Below are 19,208 nucleotides of genomic sequence, written 5' to 3'. Positions count from 1 at the left end.
AGGGCCAAGGTCAGAGTTCATAGGCTTTACCGTGTGAATGATTCATTGCTATAACATCCAACGATGTTGGCTACAAAACTGATTCGAAAAGAGTAGGCAATGAGTCGCTTTAATAACCTTGAAAGCTAGATTCAAGTAATAAGTGCAACACTCTTGCCTAAAAAGGTGTAAAAAAATTGTTTAAGCCGTTTAAAGTTGATCTTGCAACACTAAAGTAAGGCTCCACCTTAATCATGCCCCAATCATGTCCAACGAAACGGGACCACTTCTCACGTCTTCCTTTACTGAGTGTCAATTTTTTTTAGTCGAGTTACGCTATCCCTCTTGACAATCAGCTGGAATCAATGAATATTGCTCTAAAAAACAGAACAATAAAATAGAATATTAAAGCTATGTCATCTCTTTTCTCTGGCCTCATCACTTCAAAAATACGCATTCGAATCTTGATGCGACTATTCCTCAATCCTGAAGGGAGCGCTTACCTGCGTGAACTTGCAGGTGAGTTTAATGCATCCCCCAGTCATATCAAGGAAGAACTGGACCAACTTAGAGATGCAGACCTTTTGATTAGCAGAAAAAATGGGCGTCAAGTTTTATTTTCTGCAAACCAGCAGCATCCTGTTTTTTTAGAACTCCACTCGATGGTGAAAAAAGCATTGGGGATGGATAAAATTCTTGAATCCATAATCAAGCGTCTTGGGAAGCTAGAAAAAGCAATACTAGTAGATGACTATGCAATTGGAAGGGATACAGGAATTATAGACTTGCTTCTAATTGGGGACATTGATCAAAGCAATCTTCAAGATCTGACACAAAAGGCGGAAAGATATATTGATCGAAAAATTAGAACATTAATCCTCAACCAAGAAGAATATCAAAAAATATGCACAGTCCTTGAAAACAGGCCTCAATTTGTCTTGTGGCAACAGGAAGAATTGGGTGCCGAAATCCGGACAGGTCGTTAAGGTGGAGGCAAAACATTAAAAAAGACTTCGCACATGACCAAGAGAAGGAAATATTCTGCGGAGTTAAAAGCAACGGTTGCCCTCGAAGCTATTACGGAGGGGGATTACACGCTCGCTGAACTCTCTATCAGGTACGGGGTTCACGCAAATATGATCACTTAATGGAAAAACGCAGGCTCAGGAGGGAATGGTCGATTCGTTCTCCTGTATGAAGAAAGAGCGCCAAACCGATCACGCATCTGGGAATAAGGGCCTCCATGCCAAGATTGCGCAACTCACGATAGAGAACGATTTTTTACAAAGAGCCTTCGCTTGTCGCTGACCACAGAACGAAGGGAGATGTTGGTCCTATGAAAACATTGTAAGTTGCCAATAACAAGGCAATGCGAATTATTCGGGCTCAAGCGTTCAACATTTTACTATTAACCGAAAGGAGAAAGGCCTGAGAACCAGAAGTTAATTAAGTTACTAGATGCACAATTTCTGGAAACGCCTATCTTCGGGACGAGGCAGATGAGGCTCCATGTACGAAATCTCGTTAATTCTGTTGGAAGGCACAGAGTACGGCGACTTATGTGCAATATTGGTCCGGTAGCATTTTGTCAAAAGCCACGAACCAGCACCGGGTACCTGGCCCACAAGAAACACCCCTGCCTGCTGAGAGGCATGCAAACCAAGAGGCCCAATCAGGTGTGGTGTGCCGAAATAACCTGCATCCACCTGCCACGAGGCCATTTGTACCGCGTGGCCATTATGGATTGGCATAGCTCGGCCGTTCCTGGCGTGGCGTCTTTAAAACACCATGAGCAATGATTTTTGTGTTGCTGTCTTGGGAGATGCCATTAATCGGTGCGGTGTTCCAGAGATTTTTAATACTGATCACGGAGGTCAATTCACCAGCTTTGAATTTATTAGCGTACTAAGATCAATTGGCATCCGATTTTAGATGGATGGGAAGGGACGTTGGGTGGATAATATTTTTATTGCCCGCCTCTGGCGCTCTGTGAAGTGGGAATGTCTATATTTGCAGGAAGTTGTGACCTGCTCAGAACTCAGAAAATGACTCAAGGTTTTTTTTACTTACATAAACACCGGAGGCCACATTCATTTTTTAATGGGAAGCGTCCAATGGAAGAGTATTATGATGGGCTTGGTAGCACATCTTAATTTGCAGTCGTGGCATGAGTAGAAAAGTAAGACCCCACCTTATGCATGCCACGATCCATTCTAATGAACTGGAACCACTTTTTTCTCTCCCAAGTGGACGAATGAAGCCATCCTAAAATTAACTCCTCGCAAAACACCACCATTAGTATAATTCAATGACTGAAATAAAGACGATTACCTACAAGGCGAGCACAAAACTACGGAAACCAGGAAAACTCATAGGGGTTATGTTTCAGGATCTGCTTGCCGGGCATGAACTCGGAATGCAATTAGCAGTTAGAGATATTAAATCCCAATATCGCCAAGCAATGCTTGGAATTCTATGGGCATTTCTTTTCCCGTTGGCTAATACTGCAGTGTGGTTATTCATTAAGCAGGCAGGAATAACGAATATTCAAGATACTTCAATTCCTTATCCGGTTTATATCCTTACTGGCACCACTCTCTGGGCCATTTTTATGGAATCTGTCAACGCTCCATTGATGCAAGCCAATGCCGCGAGATCAATGTTAGCTAAAATCAACTTTCCCAAAGAATCCCTTATCCTTGCTGGGATTTATAAAACACTCTTCAATGCCACCATCAAATCTATTATAATATTAGGTGGATTGTTAATTGTTGGAATTTCCATTGAATATACCATTGTATTTTACCCTTTTGCTATTTGCTCACTTATTTTAGCAGGTACCGGATTTGGTCTCATACTAACTCCTATAGGGATGCTCTATAAAGATGTTGGAAAGGGAGTTCCGGTAGTTATGCAATTTCTAATGTACATTTCACCAGTAGTTTATCCAATACCTGCAGATGGGTGGGCAAAAAAACTTTTTATTTTAAACCCATTAACTTGCCTTATAACTACAGCAAGAGACTTTTTGACAGGTGTTTTTCCGCAAAATATCACAATATTTCTTGTCATCATTGTGTGTATCTCTATACTCCTTTTGCTCTCTTGGTACCTTTATCGAATTTCTATGCCAATTATCATTGAAAGAATAAGCTCCTAACGACATGAAAGAAACACTGATTTACGTTGATCGGTTATCAAAAAAATTTTGCCGAAACCTTAAAACGTCTCTTTGGTATGGGCTTATAGATCTAGCAAGAGAATTTTGTGGCCTTAATAACCAACTAGCTAGAAAATTACGTAAAGGAGAATTTTGGGCCCTGAATGATATAAGTTTTACACTAAAACGAGGTGAGTGCTTAGGTCTAATTGGACCTAATGGGGCCGGCAAATCGACACTGCTCCGCTTGCTTAACGGATTGATCCGCCCTGACGGTGGAGTAATAACAATAAAGGGACAGGTAGGAGCCCTTATCGCTCTTGGAGCTGGATTCAGCCCCGTTCTCAGTGGTCGAGAAAATGTCTATGCTGCTGGAGCTATATTGGGCTTTAGCAAAAGTCAAATAAAAGAAAAATACAATTCAATTGTCGAATTTTCTGAGCTTGAAGACTTTATGGACAGCCCGGTGCGCAATTATAGCTCTGGTATGCATGTTAGGTTAGGCTTTTCTATCGCGATCCACTTAAGGCCGGATGTCCTCATACTTGATGAAGTGTTGGCAGTGGGTGATATATCATTTCAAGCAAAATGCTTTAACGCTATATACAAAATGCTACCCTCTACTGCGGTTATTTTTGTATCTCACTCCATGCCGCAAATATCTCGAATCTGCGATCAAGTTCTATTTATCGACCATGAAGGAGTGAAATATATAGGGAGAGATGTTTCCAAAGGAATAGAGTTGTATTCCAACTCCATGATCAAAGATGATTATTATCAATTCATAGATACTGGTAAGGCCAGAGTTAACTTCGCACATTTCCTATCTGATGATAATACGCTCACTCAATCAATAGTATATGGTAGTAATTTAAAAATACACTGCAACCTTACTGTCGATAGTAAATATAAAAGCCCTTGCATTTCATTTAATTTTTTTTCACTTGACATGCGTATAGTTTCACAATGTGTTTCACAATTTAGCGACATATCCATCACGAATAACGGAAATAAGATAGACATAACTGTAGACCTCGGAAAATTTACACTAGGCCCAGGTGTTTATTGGCTATCAATTGCAATTCAAGGAGACGGGTTTGGTGAAATTCTTGCAAAATATATGAACTATACAAAATTGACAGTGACTGGGGCGTTTTCTGCAGGAAGTATTCCTCAAATATTAGGAAGATGGACAATAATAAATTACTAGATTTTTAGAAAGGAAAACAAACCCACTTCTCAATTCTTTTTTCTCAACAGTGACAATATGGCAAAAAAAAAGTATGATATCTCAGTAATAATACCAACCTATAATTATAGCCATTATATAGAAAGTTGCCTTCGTAGTGTATTAAGCCAGCGAAATGTCAACTGTGAAATAATTGTTGTAAATGACGGTTCAACGGATGAAACTGAAGCGATTATAAATAAATACAACAGAACTGTTGGTTATATTTATCAAGCAAATGCTGGAGTATCTTCTGCGAGAAACAATGGTGCATTTAATAGTAAGGGGAAATACCTTTTGTTCCTTGATGCTGATGATCTCATTCCTAATGATTACTTATCAATTAAATTTGAGCACCTTGAAAAATTGGAAGATCGGGCTATATCCGTTAGCCCAACCCGCCTCTTTACTTCGTTGCACTGTAGTGGTAAACCGATGTTTACAGGTAGTTGGAACCTCCCTGCATTAAATCTTCACCTTCATCTTTGTCGGCTTAATATCGCCCCTCCACACTCTTTCCTTATCCCGCGAGAAGCATTCTTTGAAATCGGAGGATTTGCTGAAGAATATCACGGATGCGAAGATTATGACTTTTGGCTCGGAGTTCTTGGAGCTGGTTTTAGCTTCCATAGTTGTAATAAAAAGTACTGTTACTACAGAAGGCATCAGTCGAGCAAAGGAATAAATAAAAATAAAGAAGGAGCGTATGGTTTTGATGTTTTAGTTCACTTAAAAAAATATCACGGGAAGTATGGCAATAATGTTAGAAAGGTAATTGAATGCACAGAGGGCATGCTCGCTTTGGCAGACGGAGCTATAAGGACATCACAGTTTATAAACCGAAACGTTAACACTGAAGGTTTGGAGTTACTTAATGAACTCGCAGAGAATTGCATAAGAAATATATTGGAAAAATACGATTCTATGAAAATGTCGTATTCTATTGAGAGTAGATTATACACTAGACGAGTTATCTCAACCCTTGACAGGACGGATAATCTATCCGCACCACTTATTAATTGTATCAGAGATTTAAAAGAAATTAATAACTCTAGAAGATTAGAGATGCAAGATTTGTTCAAGTGTCTTCCTTTAAATACTTATGAGAAAAAGTCTTTACTTTCTTATCTTTATAAGTCATTTATATTGACTTAGAGTTATTTGAAATTCTATGTGCTTCTACTGAGTGTTATTCAGACGTAAATTTCTTAGCTGACATAGTATAACCATGCTGAATAGCTACGAATCTCAAACTGCGTCATGTTGCCTTAGGCCTATGCCAGACAATCAATGTACTCTTTAACAATAAAACGAATGGTAAGTCACAAGCTAATTTATTTATTGAGGATGAAAGATGAAAGTTATCATATTAGGAGGCGATGGATTTTGCGGTTGGCCTACCAGTCTACATCTCAGCGCTGCAGGTCATGAGATACTAATAATCGACAACTTATCGCGCAGAAACATCGACAATGAGCTGGAGGCTTCAAGCTTGACCCCGATCCGACCCATGGGAGAGCGTATTGAGACCTGGCACAAACTAACTGGCAGGGAATTAAGATTTTTAAATATTGATGTATCCAGGCATTACCACAGGTTGCTAACTGCCATCATCCAATATAAGCCAGATGCAGTAATCCACTTTGCCGAACAAAGAGCTGCTCCTTATTCCATGAAGAGTAGTTGGCATAAACGCTATACCATTTCAAACAATATTAACGCTACCCATAACCTTCTAGCAGCTATTGTTGAAGCAAACTTAGATATTCACGTCGTTCATCTTGGCACAATGGGAGTGTATGGTTATGGAACCGTAGGTATGAAAATACCTGAAGGCTACTTAAATGTTAAGCTGGAAGCCGAAAACGGCAATCTTTATGAACAAGAAATTCTTTACCCGGCCAACCCAGGAAGTGTCTATCATCTAACCAAGACCCAAGATCAATTAATTTTTGGATACTACAATAAAAATGATCAAATAAGAATAACAGATTTACATCAAGGAATAGTTTGGGGCACGCAAACAGAGGAGACACGAATTCATGAGTCATTGATCAACCGTTTTGATTATGACGGAGATTATGGCACTGTACTAAATCGTTTTTTAATGCAAGCCGCCATTGGTTACCCTCTCACTATCCATGGTACAGGTGGCCAGACAAGGGCATTTATAAATATTCAAGATACAGTAAGGTGCATAAAGATCGCACTAGAGAATCCACCGATGCTGGGAGAGCGGGTAAAAATCTATAATCAAATGACTGAGACCCATAGAATTAGGGATCTAGCAAATGTGGTGGCTTCGTTAAGTAATGCAAAAATACAATACATTCCAAACCCACGTAATGAAGATGACGAGAATAATTTATACGTTAAAAATGATCAATTTCTAAGTCATGGACTGAAACCAGTAACTTTGGCCGATGGCCTTCTTGAAGAAATAGTGGATATAGCTAAAAGATATTCTTCACGCTGTAATATTGATAAAATTCCATGTGTTTCTTATTGGAATAAAGAATGTCAAAAGAACTCGAAACTTCAAAACTGAGAAAACATTATGAAGGTATTAATTACAGGAGGAGCTGGATTTATCGGAGCAAACCTTATACGAAAACTTATAAATAAACATGAGGTAATTGTTTATGATAATCTGTGCAGGGGCAATTCTAACTACATTCCAAAAGGAGTAAGTCTAATAGAGGGCGATATCAGGAACACAGAAAAGTTAGGAAAAGTTGCATTAGGCGTAGAGGTTGTCGTTCACCTTGCTGCTTTCGGATCAGTCGTTGAATCTGTAAGTGACCCTGTAACTAACTTTGAGATTAATGCTGCTGGAACATTGTCGGCTCTGGAGGCCTCTAGAAATGCAAAAGTTAAAAAATTCATATTCGCATCCACGGGAGGAGCTCTAATGGGATCAACTTCTCCACCAGTTAATGAAACATCATTGCCTAAACCAATCTCACCATACGGTGTTAGTAAGTTATGCGGTGAGGCATATTGTAATGCCTATGCGGCTTCGTATGGTCTAACAAGCGTATGTCTCAGATTTGCAAACATTTACGGGCCATACAGCGGTCATAAAAAAGGTGTGGTTACTGAATATATAAAACGTGCTCATTCGAATAAACCATTAATTGTATATGGCGATGGTTCATCTTCTCGTGATTATCTTCATGTCAGTGACCTCTGTGACGGCATACAGGCTGCAATAGAAAATAATTTTTATCAAAATGACATCTTTCATCTTGGTTCTGGTAAGGAAACAACAATAGTTAAATTAGCGAAAACTATCAATGGAATAGCCAATAGAAAGGAATATAATATAAAGTTTCTTAATGCAAGAGCAGGAGAAGTAGAAAGAAATTACGCAAGCTATTCGAAAGCTAATCGGATATTAAGATTCACACCACAAATTGATCTGCAGAAAGGGCTAGAAAATACCTACAAATGGTTCTTGGATAATGAATTAAGCACCTGAGTATTATATGTTTTGCAGCGAATAGCCTCCGTCAACAATACAGCCAATATTTCCTAAATATATCAAACATAAAATTAGGATCATCATTCTCATTTTAAGGAAAAACTAAAAGGAAATGTTCTTAATAATTTATATTCTAACTTAGACTAGCGCTACCCAAAAAATGCAAGAACAGAATTTAATATTTCTAATATCTCAACCCAGAAGTGGTTCAACATTTGTTCAGAAAATACTTGGTTCACATCCTGAGATATTAACATTGTCTGAACCTTGGTTTATGTTGAGCCTTGCCTATACACTGAAGGACAAGGGTATATTCTCTGAATATGATAAAAAAAGTGAGTATATTGCAGTGAGAGAATTTCTCAATTCTATCCCAAAGGGTAGAAAGCTATATGTTCAAAAAATTAAACAATTATGTCTGGAAATTTATGGTCAGAATTTAATCAATAATGATAAGAGAATATTCTTAGACAAAACCCCTAGATATTATTTTATAATTAATGAACTTTTAGAGATTTTTCCTAAATCGAAGATAATTTTACTAAGAAGAAATCCATTATCCATTTTGCACTCAATATATACCACTTGGACACAAGAATCATGGTTTAGACTTTCAGACTTTAGGCACGATCTACTTGATGGACTATTTCTTTTAAATAAAGCCCCAAAATCCAATCAATTACTTTCCATTAAATACGAAGACCTATTATTAAATCCGAAGAAAGAGTTTAAAAGGTTATCTTCTTTTATTGCGGTTGATTATGATAATAATATGCTCAGTTACAACAATTCTTCAACCTTTCTTTTTGGCGATAAAAGTGACAAAATATTATCGGGCCGGATCAACCAAGAAAGTCCTAATGGATGGGAATCAAGTTCACTAAGTTATCAACAGTGGAGAGTGCTCTGGGATTACCTTCAATTAATTGGAGAAAAAGAATTTGCCGCAGCTGGGTATGATTACAGGCTTGCTCAATTTGCCTTAACTCAAAACATGCCGACTAGTTGTATTGAAGCTATATATGATGATACCTATTCCCTTAGGAATCTACTGGATCACACAAAAAACAGCCTATATGACAATTTGAGATTACAGAAGAATGTAGAACTTCTAGAAAAACAATTAGATACTCAAAGGAATGAATTGAAAATGTACAAATATCACCACAACAGTAAGAATAATATTTCTTTGAAAGAACTTCTTAATTTATTAATAAAAAGAATAATTAATAAATTATTTTAACCAAGTTGTATTTATGTAATGAGTTATACTTTCAACATTTATCCTGATCTTCCCACTCACAACTCTATAACATTATCATGTCATTAAAAATTCTTCATGTTTGTTTTTCAGATTCGTTTGAAGGTGGTGCTATCGGTGCTTTTAGGCTTCACAGAACCATGGTAGACAATAATATTAATAGCTACCTCCTTGTGTATCGAAAAAATACCAATGACCCAAGAGTGATTAGGCTGCCTATTTTCAATAGGTTGCTTATCTATTTATATTCATACTTGACTAAATGGATTCTAAAGCTAGACAAGTCTCCAGATGTTGGTTTTCGCTCCCTAAATATTTTCCCCACAGGAACACACAAACAGATCAACAAGCTTAAACCGGATATCGTTCAACTTCACTGGATAAATAACAACACAATAAGCATCGCTGAGATATCCAAAATACATGCCCCTGTCGTATGGAAACTACCAGACATGTGGGCCTTCTCTGGAGTTTCACATTATGTATTGCCAGATCAAATCAATAGATATACCTATCATAATAACAAAATTCCGGCAAATCCTAATCAGCATGGATTGGATCTAGAGAAATATGTTATGTTGCACAAAAAGCGATGCTGGAGTAACAAAACATTGACCATTGTGACTCCAAGTAAATGGCTTGCCAAGTGTGCTAAGGAAAGTGTGTTGTTCAACAATTATAGAATCAAAAACATTGCTAACCCTATTAATTTTAACCATTTTAAAAGTATAAAACGTAAAGAGGCAAGGAACCTATTCAGTCTTCCGCTAAACAAAAAGCTCATACTATTTAGTGGAATCAACTCCACCCATGACAAAAGAAAAGGTTTTTCCTATCTGATTGATGCCCTTAAGCTTATCCAATCAAAAGAAAATAAACATGATATTGAGCTTTTAGTTATGGGGTCCTACGGACCAAAAAAACACTCAATTGCCGGTTATCCGGTTAACTTTCTCGGAAGACTCAGAGATAATGTTTCCATTTGTGCCGGATACAATTCTGCAGATATTTTAGTATTACCTACGCTAGCTGACAATCTGCCAAATGTTGTAAAGGAAGCTATGGCATGCGGTATTCCATGCGTTGGTTTTAATATAGGTGGTATGCCTGACATGATTACACACAAAAGGACTGGGTACTTGGCTGAGCCATTTTCCTCAGAGGATCTTGCAAAAGGAATCTTATGGACTCTCAACCAAGATCAAGTTAATATGTCAAAGCAAGTACGATCTGACGCTTTGAGAATACATTCCCCAAAAAAACGCTGCACGGATTACATTCAACTTTATAATGAAATATCAAAAGCGCCCTGATTTGTTAACAAGGTATTAGTTTAGGTTAATAATATTTCGTGATCCATGATGAACAAAAAAAAATATAAACTTCCACTTGTTTCAATTATTACTGTTGTTTATAACAGAGCAAATACCATAGAGCAATGCATTAAATCAGTTGCAGAGCAAACCTATCCTAATATCGAATACATAATAATTGATGGTGAATCAAATGACGGCACTGTAGAGATAATAAATAACAATATGGAGCATGTCGACCAATTTATTTCTGAGCAAGATACAGGCATCTACAATGCTATGAATAAAGGTATAAAACTTTCCAAGGGTGAGTATGTATTATTGCTTAACTCCGATGATTGGTATCATAAAGAGACCGTTTCGCTACTAATTGCCGCCGCGAGCAAAACCACTTCTTGTTCAATAATCCATGCAAATGCATTAGCGATAGGAGAGACCGGTAAGGCTACTTATGAAATAAAACCCTGGCTTAACGACGGAATTTATACTAGAGGGATGCCGCTAAGGCATGAGACCATGCTTGTACCTAGGAAAATTTATGAAAACTACGGGATCTATAATGAAAGGTATAGAATTCTCGCTGATTACGAATTTGTAATAAGGTTATATAAAAAAAATATAAGTTTTGAACATGTTGACACTGCCTTGCTATATTTCCGAGTTAATGGAATATCCAATACAGACATAATTAAATTACAAGAAGAGCGCAAATTGCTTTTCAAGACTCTATTTCCATTTCTTGATGAGGAAAGTCTTGACATTATGAAAGCATACCAAACCAGAAAACACAGGTTTACCCTACTCGCAAAAAACGGTCGAAAAAGCAGACTTTATTCTCAAAGTATTTTATATAATATAAAATCGCATTTTATACGTAGTGCTATAATCTTATTCTGTGAACTATTATACATAAACCAAAGATGGATTAACTTAATCTTGAGGAAGTGACTACCATTTTAAGGTATTGTAGTAACTACCCTTTTTCCAACACCATCAGGCCACCATGTTAAACGTTTTAAACAAAATTCAATCTGATTACCAACAATGCTCAGCCACTTTCAAGAGCTTTTGTGGCATAGGTAGAGTTCTTAAAGCAACGTAAGTAAATCTGGGTATCAACTGTCTCAGGTCAAACCTTGGATTGAAACGATAACAAAACTTGGCGAGGTAGCGTCCAAGATGCTTTTTACTGATAAAGTGGAATGTTCCATGTAATGAACTTTACGTTACTGATAATAGTATTTACTCAATTGAAATCGGCAATTTGAACGCTTTCAGGGCCACCACCTGTGATGACTATTTTGTGAGGAAATCCTGAATACTCAAGGCCTTCAAAGCCAATCAGGCCATCTGTAACAGTATTGCAATCATTACAAAGGTGCTTGGATGCCCAGTCAATAATTGCTTCTTTAGAAAATGAGGCAACCTGGCTAAAGTGCATATGTATGGGGTGACCGTGCTCATTATTGGAAACAGCAGCAACAAGAGGGATTTTACCCGTGGGCTCCACGCCCTCTGCGGCCATCGCGTTTTTTTGCACCCCAATAGGCATCATCAAGTTGTGCAGGGGTAGCTGAGAGCGGTTGTGAATTGCCGCACTCATTCATGACCTGTTGAATTTTATGCTTCATGAGTAGGGCGGTATTATACGAGAGCTGGATTAGTACAATAAGTGCGACAGACTGAAGATGGAAAAGTGCGTGTGTTACGGTATGGTGTCAGCTCCTACACTTAACCAAGGCCTGCACTGTATGAAACAATATAAACCCTATCGACAACTCACTCAGGAACAAAGATACCGGATTTCAGGGTTACGTAAAGCCAGGGTGAGCATTAGAGCCATTGCTGAAGTAGTTGGAGTCAGCTTCAGCACAATCAGCAGGGAGCTTAAACGAAATTCCGGCTCCACCGGATATGATCCTGACATTGCACAAAATCTGAGTAAAGCAAGAAGAACTGAAGCTCAGAAAAAGCACAAGAGATCTACTGAGACAAACCACATCATCAGTGAATCCTTGTCGTTGGGATGGTCACCTGAAACGATTAGCTACAGAATGCAAATAGAACTGCCTCCTGAACAGGCCTTATGTCACAGCACATTATATACGAGGATCAAAGAGGATAAGGCTCGTGGTGGTACTTTGTTCAGGCGGCTGCCGAGGTTCGGCAAGAGACGTTGGAAAGGAGGAAAGAGAATAAACCTGGCAGGAGCCTCGTTGATCCCGAATCGTAGGGATATATCTGAAAGGCCGACAATAGTGGATGAGTGCAACCGTGTTGGCGACTGGGAAGGTGACACGGTACATGCCCTCAATGGGTATCTGGTAACGCTCGTTGACAGGATGAGTAGGTTTACCCTTGTTAAACGTATTGCCAGAAAAACCAAGGAGCAAGTCGCTTCTGCGATGACAGGCTTGCTGAATAAAGTCCCCTTGGTGAGGACAGTTACTTTAGACAACGGTTCGGAATTCGCTGCTCATGCCGAGGTTGCAGCGGCAACAAATGCTGATATCTATTTTGCGAAACCACATGCCAGTTGGCAGCGAGGCACCAACGAAAATACAAATGGCAGGATTCGACGTTTCTGGCCTAAAGGGTTTGATATTTCGGTTCTGTCAGAGCAGGAAATAGAGGATAGGAATTTATTGTTAAACCTAACGCTGAGAAAGGTACTTGGGGGACTAACTCCTCTGGAAGCTTTTTTATAGGTAAGAGTGTTGCACTGATTACTTGAATCTAGCTTTCATTGTTAATTCATGACAGGATAGATAACGATGATCTATCTGAAAAATACTCCTAAATAAATTTAAAAAGCATGTTTATGAGGCCCGATTTTCTTATTGCTGGTGCAGGCTTTTCAGGAAGCGTTGTAGCTGAGTGCCTGGCATTCGCTGGATACAAAGTTATTATCGTAGATCGATTGTCCCATGCCGCAGGAAATGCATATGACGAGTATGACACAAATGGCGTACTAATACATCCATACGGTCCACATATTTTCCACACAAAAGTAAGAGAAGTATATGATTATCTCTCAAACTTTACTAAGTGGAGACCGTATGAACATAGGGTAAGAACTTCTATACAGAATGTATTGTATCCAATTCCCATTAACAGGATTACAGTAAATAAACTTTACAAACTTGATCTGGACGAAGATGGGGTGGAAGAATATTTTGCCACGGTGCGTGAGGAAAAGAAAGAATTCAAAAATAGTGAAGATGTCATTGTGGGCACTGTGGGGCGTGACCTCTACAACAAGTTTTTTAAAAACTATACAATAAAACAGTGGGGTTTGGATCCATCCCAGCTATGTGCTTCAGTTACATCACGTATTCCGGTAAGAGCTAATAGTGAAGACCGTTATTTCACCGACAAATACCAGGTCATGCCTCTTGAAGGATATTCAAGACTTTTTGAAAACCTATTAGATCATAAAAACATCCGATTTGAACCTGGTGTTGATTTTTTCAATATAAAAGAAAAGATTCGAGCGAAACATATCATATATACCGGTCCTATTGATCGCTTTTACGATTACTGTTATGGCAAACTCCCATATCGATCTTTACGTTTTGAGCATGATCACTTTTCTGGGCTAGATCAATATCAACCGGTCGGTGTTATCAACTATCCGAATGAACATGATTATACACGTATAACTGAGTTCAAACATCTTACTGGACAAATTTGTAGTGGGACCTCCATCTGCCGTGAGTATCCTCAAGCTAATGGCGATCCATACTATCCGATCCCTCGTCCAGAAAACAATATTCTCTATAAAAAGTATGAACGGCTAGCCAATAAAGAGAAGAGGGTCAGTTTTATTGGCAGGCTCGCTCAATATCGTTATTACAATATGGATCAGGCAGTGGCCGCAGCCCTTGGTCTGGTAAAAAAGCTCAAGAGAGAATATAGTGTCTGAGCCAATTACTGCTATAGTTGTCACCTACAATCGAAAGGATCTTCTTGTTCGATGTCTGGAAGCCCTGCTTCACCAATCCATTCCACTTCATTGCATACTCATTGTTGATAATTGCTCTACGGATGGAACCTATAAAGCGCTCATTCATCAAGGTTTCATCGACCTAGATATTATTCGTTATGTCAGGCTCCCTCAAAATATTGGAGGTGCAGGAGGTTTCCATGAAGGTGTCAAAATACTAAGTTATGAGCAACCAGGTTGGTTGTGGCTTCTTGATGATGATGCTGTTGCAGACCAATTTGCCCTTGAACATCTTGTTCAGCAAGCCGAAGATACGTTAGCAATATACGGTTCCGTCGCTGTGGATGAAATTCCGCCACACCAAACTCTCTGTTGGCCTACCGAAATTCAAAATAGAGATAAAAATAGCAATACTATCCTACTTCACAATCAGTTACCATCCATAATATCGGTCAAAAACATTCCTTTTCTTGGGTTTTTCATCCACACATCCCTAGTGCGCGAAATTGGGCTTCCTGATCGAAGTTTTTTTATTAGCGGAGATGACGCTGAATATTGTGCCAGAGCGAGACAGCAAGAGCGCGAACTATTTCTGGTTAAAGAATCAATAATAGGGCATCCTTTGCCGGTAAGGACTTGTATAAACATCTTAGGAAGAAAGATCTATTCTCTCAGTCTTCCGCCCTGGAAGAGGTATTACGATGTAAGAAATCGAATCCTTATAGCGAAAAAACACTACGGTAATCGACTTTGGCTGGAAACCATCCCTGGTACCTTCGTACGGTGGTTGGCAACTTTTGTAAAGGGGGAGGATCGGTTGTTGCAAAGTAAAGCTTTCATGCTCGGCATTTTTGATGGCATTTTTGATCGTAAAGGATGTCGGTGGTTACCAGGAAAGAAAAGATACGGATGATTAGAAGTGGGTGCGCTCACTGCTGTCTCATAAATAATGACGTAATTACGGATAAAAAAAGGCTCGGATAGCTTCTTGTGTTATAATGAATGTGCGAAAAACGTAACAACAACAAGGAGATCCGAGCCATGGCACACTCTTACACAGAGAAGTGGGTGCGGAAAACTGGACAGGTCGTTAAGGTGGAGTCAAAATAATAGAGAGGACTTCATTCGTGACCAAAAGAAGGAAATTTTCTGCAGAATTTAAAGCCAAAGTCGCCCTTGAAGCATTGACCGGGGAATCTACACTAGCCGAACTGCCCATGAATTACCGTGTTTATGCAAACATGATCACCAAGTGGAAAAAACAGGCTCAGGAAGGGATAGTCGACTCGTTCTCACGCAAGAAAAAGGAGAAGCAGGTTGACCATGACTCAGAGATCAAAGATCTTCATGCCAAGATCGGCCAACTCGCGGTTGAAAATGATTTTTTACAACGAGCCTTCGCTCGTCGCTGACCACTGAACGAAGGCGGTTGTTGGACGTAAAGGAGCAAGGTCACCTGAGCATCTGTCGGCAATGTGAATTGCTCGGTCTCAAACGGTCTACATTCTACTACAAGCCCAAAGGGGAAAATGCAGCAAATCTGGAATTGATCCGAGAAATAGATTCCCAGTTCCTTGAAACACCTTTTTACGGGACACGGCAAATGAGACGCCACCTGCGTAATCTCGGTTACTCCGTTGGACGACGCAGGTTGAACAGCTTATGCGCCAAATGGGTCTTGTTGCTCTATATCAAAAACCACGAACCAGCACGGCTCACCCATCTCACAAGAAATATCCATGCCTGTTGCGAGGTATGGATATTGATAGGCCGAATCAAGTGTGGTGTGCTGACATCACGTATATTCCAATGCCGCGAGGTCATCTTTATCTCGTGGCTATTATGGATTGGCATAGTCGGGATGTACTGGCCTGGCGGCTTTCAAACACCATGGATTGTGACTTTTGTGTTGCTGCCCTGGAGGATGCCATCAACCTTTATGGAGTGCCCGAAATCTTCAACACTGACCAGGGCGTTCAATTTACCAGTTTTGATTTTACCAATGCTCTAAAACAGCTGGTGTCAGCATCTCTATGGACGGCAAAGGGCGTTGGATGGATAACGTTTTCATAGAACGACTCTGGCGCTCTGTGAAATGGGAGTGCGTATATTTGCAAGGATTTGAAACGGGTTCAGAGTTGAGGGAGGGCCTAAAAGATTATTTTCGTTTTTATAACTACCAGAGACCACATTCGTTTTTTGATGGGAAACGTCCAATGGAAGTGTATTATGATGGTCGCAGTGTCACAACTCATCTTCCAATGGCGGCATGACCTACAACAGAGATTCCACCTTAATCATGCCACCATCCTGTCCAACGAACCGGGACCACTTCATGGTTAATCAATGTTCGGCTCAATAACCCTAGTTGTAGGGGATTTGTGAATCTGGGTGGCTGAGTAAGTGTAGAGAAGAGAGGAAGAGTTCAGAAAGATAAAGGATGTTAATATCTTATAATTGTCGTCCAGTTAGAGTAGTTTACTCTGAGGTGTTTAAACTGTATTAGAAGCCATTTTAGTACGTTTTGTAGACCACGTGAAACATTTTCTTCTGTTAAGTGCTTAGCCGATGACGACAGGTTTATTAAGTCTTTTTTAATTAATAATGATCAGGATTTGTCTTTTAAAATGGTTTTTGAAAAGCATGATAAAATGAAAACTTATGGCGGCTGTAAAGCTTTCACTCTGTCAAACAGTACTGTGTTCTTCATTATATTTTCGATCAGTTTTGGTATTTATTCTAACTCATTAAGTGTTCCATTCCAATTCGATGATATCGATAATATTGCAGTTCCAGCACTCCAGTTAAATTCTTTTGATCTGCCTGATGTTAAGAAAGCGCTAACAGAAGGATTGCTTAAAGGGCGACCTATTTCTAACTTAAGTTTTGCTCTCAACTATTTTTTCGGTGAATATCGTGTACAAGGTTATCACCTTGTGAATATAGGAATACATTGTCTTGGAGGCTATTTCCTATACTTGTTTGGATACCTTACACTAAGGTTACCTGCTAATAACTCTTTATACCGGAACCCGCAGATTATAGCCTTATTCGGGGCTCTGCTTTGGCTGGCCCATCCACTTGGCACGCAGTCTGTGACCTATATTGTCCAAAGAATGAACAGCATGGCAGCAATGTTTTTCATTCTTTCTATTTTGCTATATGCTTCAGGTCGTAAGAAGCAATTGAGTTCGACTGAAGACAAAAAACGAAATGCTATCGTTTGCTTTTTGGGATCGCTGGTTAGTGGAGCACTTGCCGTCGGTTCTAAAGAGAATGCTGTAATGCTACCGGTATTTATTTTCTTATATGAATGGTACTTTTTCCAGGATGGCAAGTTAGAGTGGATCAAGAAAAAATCGGTCCCGCTTTTGGTCGCAGTGATTTGTTTTGGAACAATAATTATATTTTATGCTGGTGGTAATCCTCTTAAACTTTTCTTTAATGATTGTCCTGGAAGAGATTTTACCTCAGTAGAGCGCTTGATTACTCAGTTTAGGGTGGTTTTCATATACTTGTCGCTTCTTATCTATCCTCACCCTGATAGATTAAACCTTGATCACCATGTCAGTATTTCAACCTCTTTGTTTGAGCCTGCTTCTACATTGATGGGTCTTGTCGGTATATTGGCATTATTGTGTCTAACCGTCTTCACTGCCCGCAAAGAGAGATTACTCTCATTCGCCATAATTTGGTTTTTGGGTAACCTTGTTATAGAGTCTACTGTAATCTGCCTTGAACTAGTCTTCGAGCACAGAACATATTTGCCATCAATGATCTGTTCTATTGCTTTGGTTGGCGTGATATCACGGTTCGTTGCTAAAAGTAAGACTATTTTAATTATAATCTTCTTGTTAATAATTTCTGGGGTTTGGACATATGAGAGAAATAAGATTTGGCAAAGCAATGTGTCGCTATGGGAAGATGCTGCAACAAAAAGCCCTGAAAAATGGAGAGTTCATGCAAATGTTGGATACTATTACTCCGAAGCAGGTAGGTTAGATGAAGCAATATCCAAATATGAAATTGCCATTAATCTAAATGACAAAGAAGCCAATACATTTCGTGGATTCGCAAGGGCTTGGAAAAAGAAGGGTGATACAGAGAAAGCTGAATTTTACTATAGAGAAGCAATCCGCCTAAAAAGGAATTTTGTAGTTGCAAGGATTGAGTTAGGGATCTTGCTCATCGAAGAAGGTCTGTTTGATGATGCCGCTGATGAATTTGTTCAGGTTCTTGCTATTGATGGTAATCAATTCCAGGCACTTAAGTACTATGGGAATAGTCTTCTTAGAATGAACAACGTAGAAGATGCATTAGCTGAATTGAAAAAGGCAGAGTCCATAAATGCGGAAGACAAGCAGCTTCTGCTAGATCTGGGAGAGGCTAATACTAGATCAGGGAATCTCATTGAGGCAAAAAAATATTATCTCAAAGCCCTTGAAATAGATTCAGAATCAATGGTAGTTCATGCAAATCTTGCGTTGTTATATAAGCACGAGAATAATATGAATAAGGCTCTATGGCATTTCGAGCAAGCATCTAAACGCAAAAAATTGCAACTACCTCTGTACTATGATTATGGTAACTCGCTTTTTCGGGAGGGAAAAATGGAAGAAGCAGAACAACAATACTTGAAAGTGCTCGGGGCCTCTAAGTATATCGCGGATACATATAACAATTTTGGAATACTTTTAATGGAGCAAAGTCGTAAAGCCGAAGCTGTAGAGGCTTTTGAAAACGCAATGCGCATAAACCCTCAAAACGAAATGTATCGAGCCAATTTTTTACGCATTAATGAGGAGCTAAGTAGAAAAGTAGTCGATTAAGTGACAAG

General features: G+C 39.1%; 15 protein-coding genes and 1 pseudogene. 15 read left to right on the top strand and 1 reads right to left on the bottom strand.

The genetic code is table 11. The features are described 5' to 3' along the window. Positions 1 to 392: 392 nt before the first annotated feature. The 10 genes from ACN5NT_RS06700 (at position 393) to ACN5NT_RS06655 (ending at position 11,373) form a co-directional block, all read left to right on the top strand. Positions 393 to 965: a winged helix-turn-helix domain-containing protein gene (locus ACN5NT_RS06700; RefSeq protein ID WP_419174921.1), complete on the top strand. Its 573-nt coding sequence runs from the start codon at positions 393 to 395 to the stop codon at positions 963 to 965. A gap of 459 nt (positions 966 to 1,424) precedes the next feature. Beyond that, complete coding sequence (locus ACN5NT_RS06695; protein ID WP_419175035.1) at positions 1,425 to 1,778, top strand: hypothetical protein; 354 nt, start codon at positions 1,425 to 1,427, stop codon at positions 1,776 to 1,778. Positions 1,779 to 2,287: 509 nt separating this feature from the next. Beyond that, a complete protein-coding gene (locus ACN5NT_RS06690; RefSeq protein ID WP_419174920.1) occupies positions 2,288 to 3,139 on the top strand; it encodes an ABC transporter permease in 852 nt (283 codons plus the stop codon). 4 nt (positions 3,140 to 3,143) lie between these two features. Beyond that, positions 3,144 to 4,349, top strand: coding sequence for a polysaccharide ABC transporter ATP-binding protein (locus ACN5NT_RS06685; protein ID WP_419174919.1), 1,206 nt, complete (start codon positions 3,144 to 3,146; stop codon positions 4,347 to 4,349). A gap of 57 nt (positions 4,350 to 4,406) precedes the next feature. After that, positions 4,407 to 5,522 (top strand): glycosyltransferase family 2 protein, encoded by a 1,116-nt coding sequence (locus ACN5NT_RS06680; RefSeq protein ID WP_419174918.1) that lies wholly within the window; start codon positions 4,407 to 4,409, stop codon positions 5,520 to 5,522. A gap of 199 nt (positions 5,523 to 5,721) precedes the next feature. After that, positions 5,722 to 6,915 carry an NAD-dependent epimerase/dehydratase family protein gene (locus tag ACN5NT_RS06675; RefSeq protein WP_419174917.1) on the top strand — a complete coding sequence of 398 codons (1,194 nt, stop codon included), beginning with the start codon at positions 5,722 to 5,724 and terminating at the stop codon, positions 6,913 to 6,915. A gap of 9 nt (positions 6,916 to 6,924) precedes the next feature. Beyond that, positions 6,925 to 7,848 carry an NAD-dependent epimerase/dehydratase family protein gene (locus ACN5NT_RS06670; RefSeq protein ID WP_419174916.1) on the top strand — a complete coding sequence of 308 codons (924 nt, stop codon included), beginning with the start codon at positions 6,925 to 6,927 and terminating at the stop codon, positions 7,846 to 7,848. Between the two features lie 163 nt (positions 7,849 to 8,011). Then, positions 8,012 to 9,094 carry a sulfotransferase family protein gene (locus ACN5NT_RS06665; RefSeq protein ID WP_419174915.1) on the top strand — a complete coding sequence of 361 codons (1,083 nt, stop codon included), beginning with the start codon at positions 8,012 to 8,014 and terminating at the stop codon, positions 9,092 to 9,094. A 77-nt stretch (positions 9,095 to 9,171) separates the two neighbouring features. Beyond that, complete coding sequence (locus tag ACN5NT_RS06660; RefSeq protein WP_419174914.1) at positions 9,172 to 10,425, top strand: glycosyltransferase; 1,254 nt, start codon at positions 9,172 to 9,174, stop codon at positions 10,423 to 10,425. Between the two features lie 45 nt (positions 10,426 to 10,470). After that, positions 10,471 to 11,373 (top strand): glycosyltransferase family 2 protein, encoded by a 903-nt coding sequence (locus tag ACN5NT_RS06655; RefSeq protein ID WP_419174913.1) that lies wholly within the window; start codon positions 10,471 to 10,473, stop codon positions 11,371 to 11,373. Positions 11,374 to 11,671: 298 nt separating this feature from the next. Here ACN5NT_RS06655 and ACN5NT_RS06650 read toward each other — a convergent pair whose 3' ends face one another. After that, entirely contained in the window at positions 11,672 to 12,028 is a 357-nt protein-coding gene (locus tag ACN5NT_RS06650; RefSeq protein ID WP_419174912.1) for a transposase, read from the bottom strand. Between the two features lie 148 nt (positions 12,029 to 12,176). Between ACN5NT_RS06650 and ACN5NT_RS06645 the strand changes: the two genes are divergently transcribed. From ACN5NT_RS06645 to ACN5NT_RS06625, 5 genes and pseudogenes are all read left to right on the top strand, one after another. Continuing rightward, positions 12,177 to 13,133, top strand: coding sequence for an IS30 family transposase (locus ACN5NT_RS06645; protein WP_419174911.1), 957 nt, complete (start codon positions 12,177 to 12,179; stop codon positions 13,131 to 13,133). A 113-nt stretch (positions 13,134 to 13,246) separates the two neighbouring features. After that, complete coding sequence (gene glf / locus ACN5NT_RS06640) at positions 13,247 to 14,350, top strand: UDP-galactopyranose mutase (protein WP_419174910.1); 1,104 nt, start codon at positions 13,247 to 13,249, stop codon at positions 14,348 to 14,350. Beyond that, positions 14,343 to 15,284: a glycosyltransferase family 2 protein gene (locus tag ACN5NT_RS06635; protein ID WP_419174909.1), complete on the top strand. Its 942-nt coding sequence runs from the start codon at positions 14,343 to 14,345 to the stop codon at positions 15,282 to 15,284. Before glf ends, ACN5NT_RS06635 begins: the two co-directional genes overlap by 8 nt. 214 nt (positions 15,285 to 15,498) lie before the next feature. After that, positions 15,499 to 16,644: pseudogene (locus ACN5NT_RS06630) on the top strand (IS3 family transposase). A 354-nt stretch (positions 16,645 to 16,998) separates the two neighbouring features. Further along, positions 16,999 to 19,200 (top strand): DUF6056 family protein, encoded by a 2,202-nt coding sequence (locus ACN5NT_RS06625; protein ID WP_419174908.1) that lies wholly within the window; start codon positions 16,999 to 17,001, stop codon positions 19,198 to 19,200. Positions 19,201 to 19,208 lie beyond the last annotated feature (8 nt).

The sequence above is a fragment of the Desulfosediminicola sp. genome, from assembly GCF_048381775.1.
Lineage (GTDB): Bacteria > Desulfobacterota > Desulfobulbia > Desulfobulbales > Desulfocapsaceae > Desulfopila > Desulfopila ganghwensis.
The sequence above is the reverse complement of the archived record's forward strand: the minus strand, read 5'-3'. Positions and strand labels throughout refer to the sequence as shown.

What these genes read in the sequence shown, in the direction of transcription:
- ACN5NT_RS06700 (WP_419174921.1), top strand. Translation starts at nt 393, where the DNA reads ATGTCATCTCTTTTCTCTGGCCTCATCACTTCAAAAATACGCATTCGA.
- ACN5NT_RS06690 (WP_419174920.1), top strand. Translation starts at nt 2,288, where the DNA reads ATGACTGAAATAAAGACGATTACCTACAAGGCGAGCACAAAACTACGG.
- ACN5NT_RS06685 (WP_419174919.1), top strand. Translation starts at nt 3,144, where the DNA reads ATGAAAGAAACACTGATTTACGTTGATCGGTTATCAAAAAAATTTTGC.
- ACN5NT_RS06680 (WP_419174918.1), top strand. Translation starts at nt 4,407, where the DNA reads ATGGCAAAAAAAAAGTATGATATCTCAGTAATAATACCAACCTATAAT.
- ACN5NT_RS06675 (WP_419174917.1), top strand. Translation starts at nt 5,722, where the DNA reads ATGAAAGTTATCATATTAGGAGGCGATGGATTTTGCGGTTGGCCTACC.
- ACN5NT_RS06670 (WP_419174916.1), top strand. Translation starts at nt 6,925, where the DNA reads ATGAAGGTATTAATTACAGGAGGAGCTGGATTTATCGGAGCAAACCTT.
- ACN5NT_RS06665 (WP_419174915.1), top strand. Translation starts at nt 8,012, where the DNA reads ATGCAAGAACAGAATTTAATATTTCTAATATCTCAACCCAGAAGTGGT.
- ACN5NT_RS06660 (WP_419174914.1), top strand. Translation starts at nt 9,172, where the DNA reads ATGTCATTAAAAATTCTTCATGTTTGTTTTTCAGATTCGTTTGAAGGT.
- ACN5NT_RS06655 (WP_419174913.1), top strand. Translation starts at nt 10,471, where the DNA reads ATGATGAACAAAAAAAAATATAAACTTCCACTTGTTTCAATTATTACT.
- ACN5NT_RS06650 (WP_419174912.1), bottom strand. Translation starts at nt 12,028, where the DNA reads ATGAGTGCGGCAATTCACAACCGCTCTCAGCTACCCCTGCACAACTTG.
- ACN5NT_RS06645 (WP_419174911.1), top strand. Translation starts at nt 12,177, where the DNA reads ATGAAACAATATAAACCCTATCGACAACTCACTCAGGAACAAAGATAC.
- glf (WP_419174910.1), top strand. Translation starts at nt 13,247, where the DNA reads ATGAGGCCCGATTTTCTTATTGCTGGTGCAGGCTTTTCAGGAAGCGTT.
- ACN5NT_RS06625 (WP_419174908.1), top strand. Translation starts at nt 16,999, where the DNA reads ATGGTTTTTGAAAAGCATGATAAAATGAAAACTTATGGCGGCTGTAAA.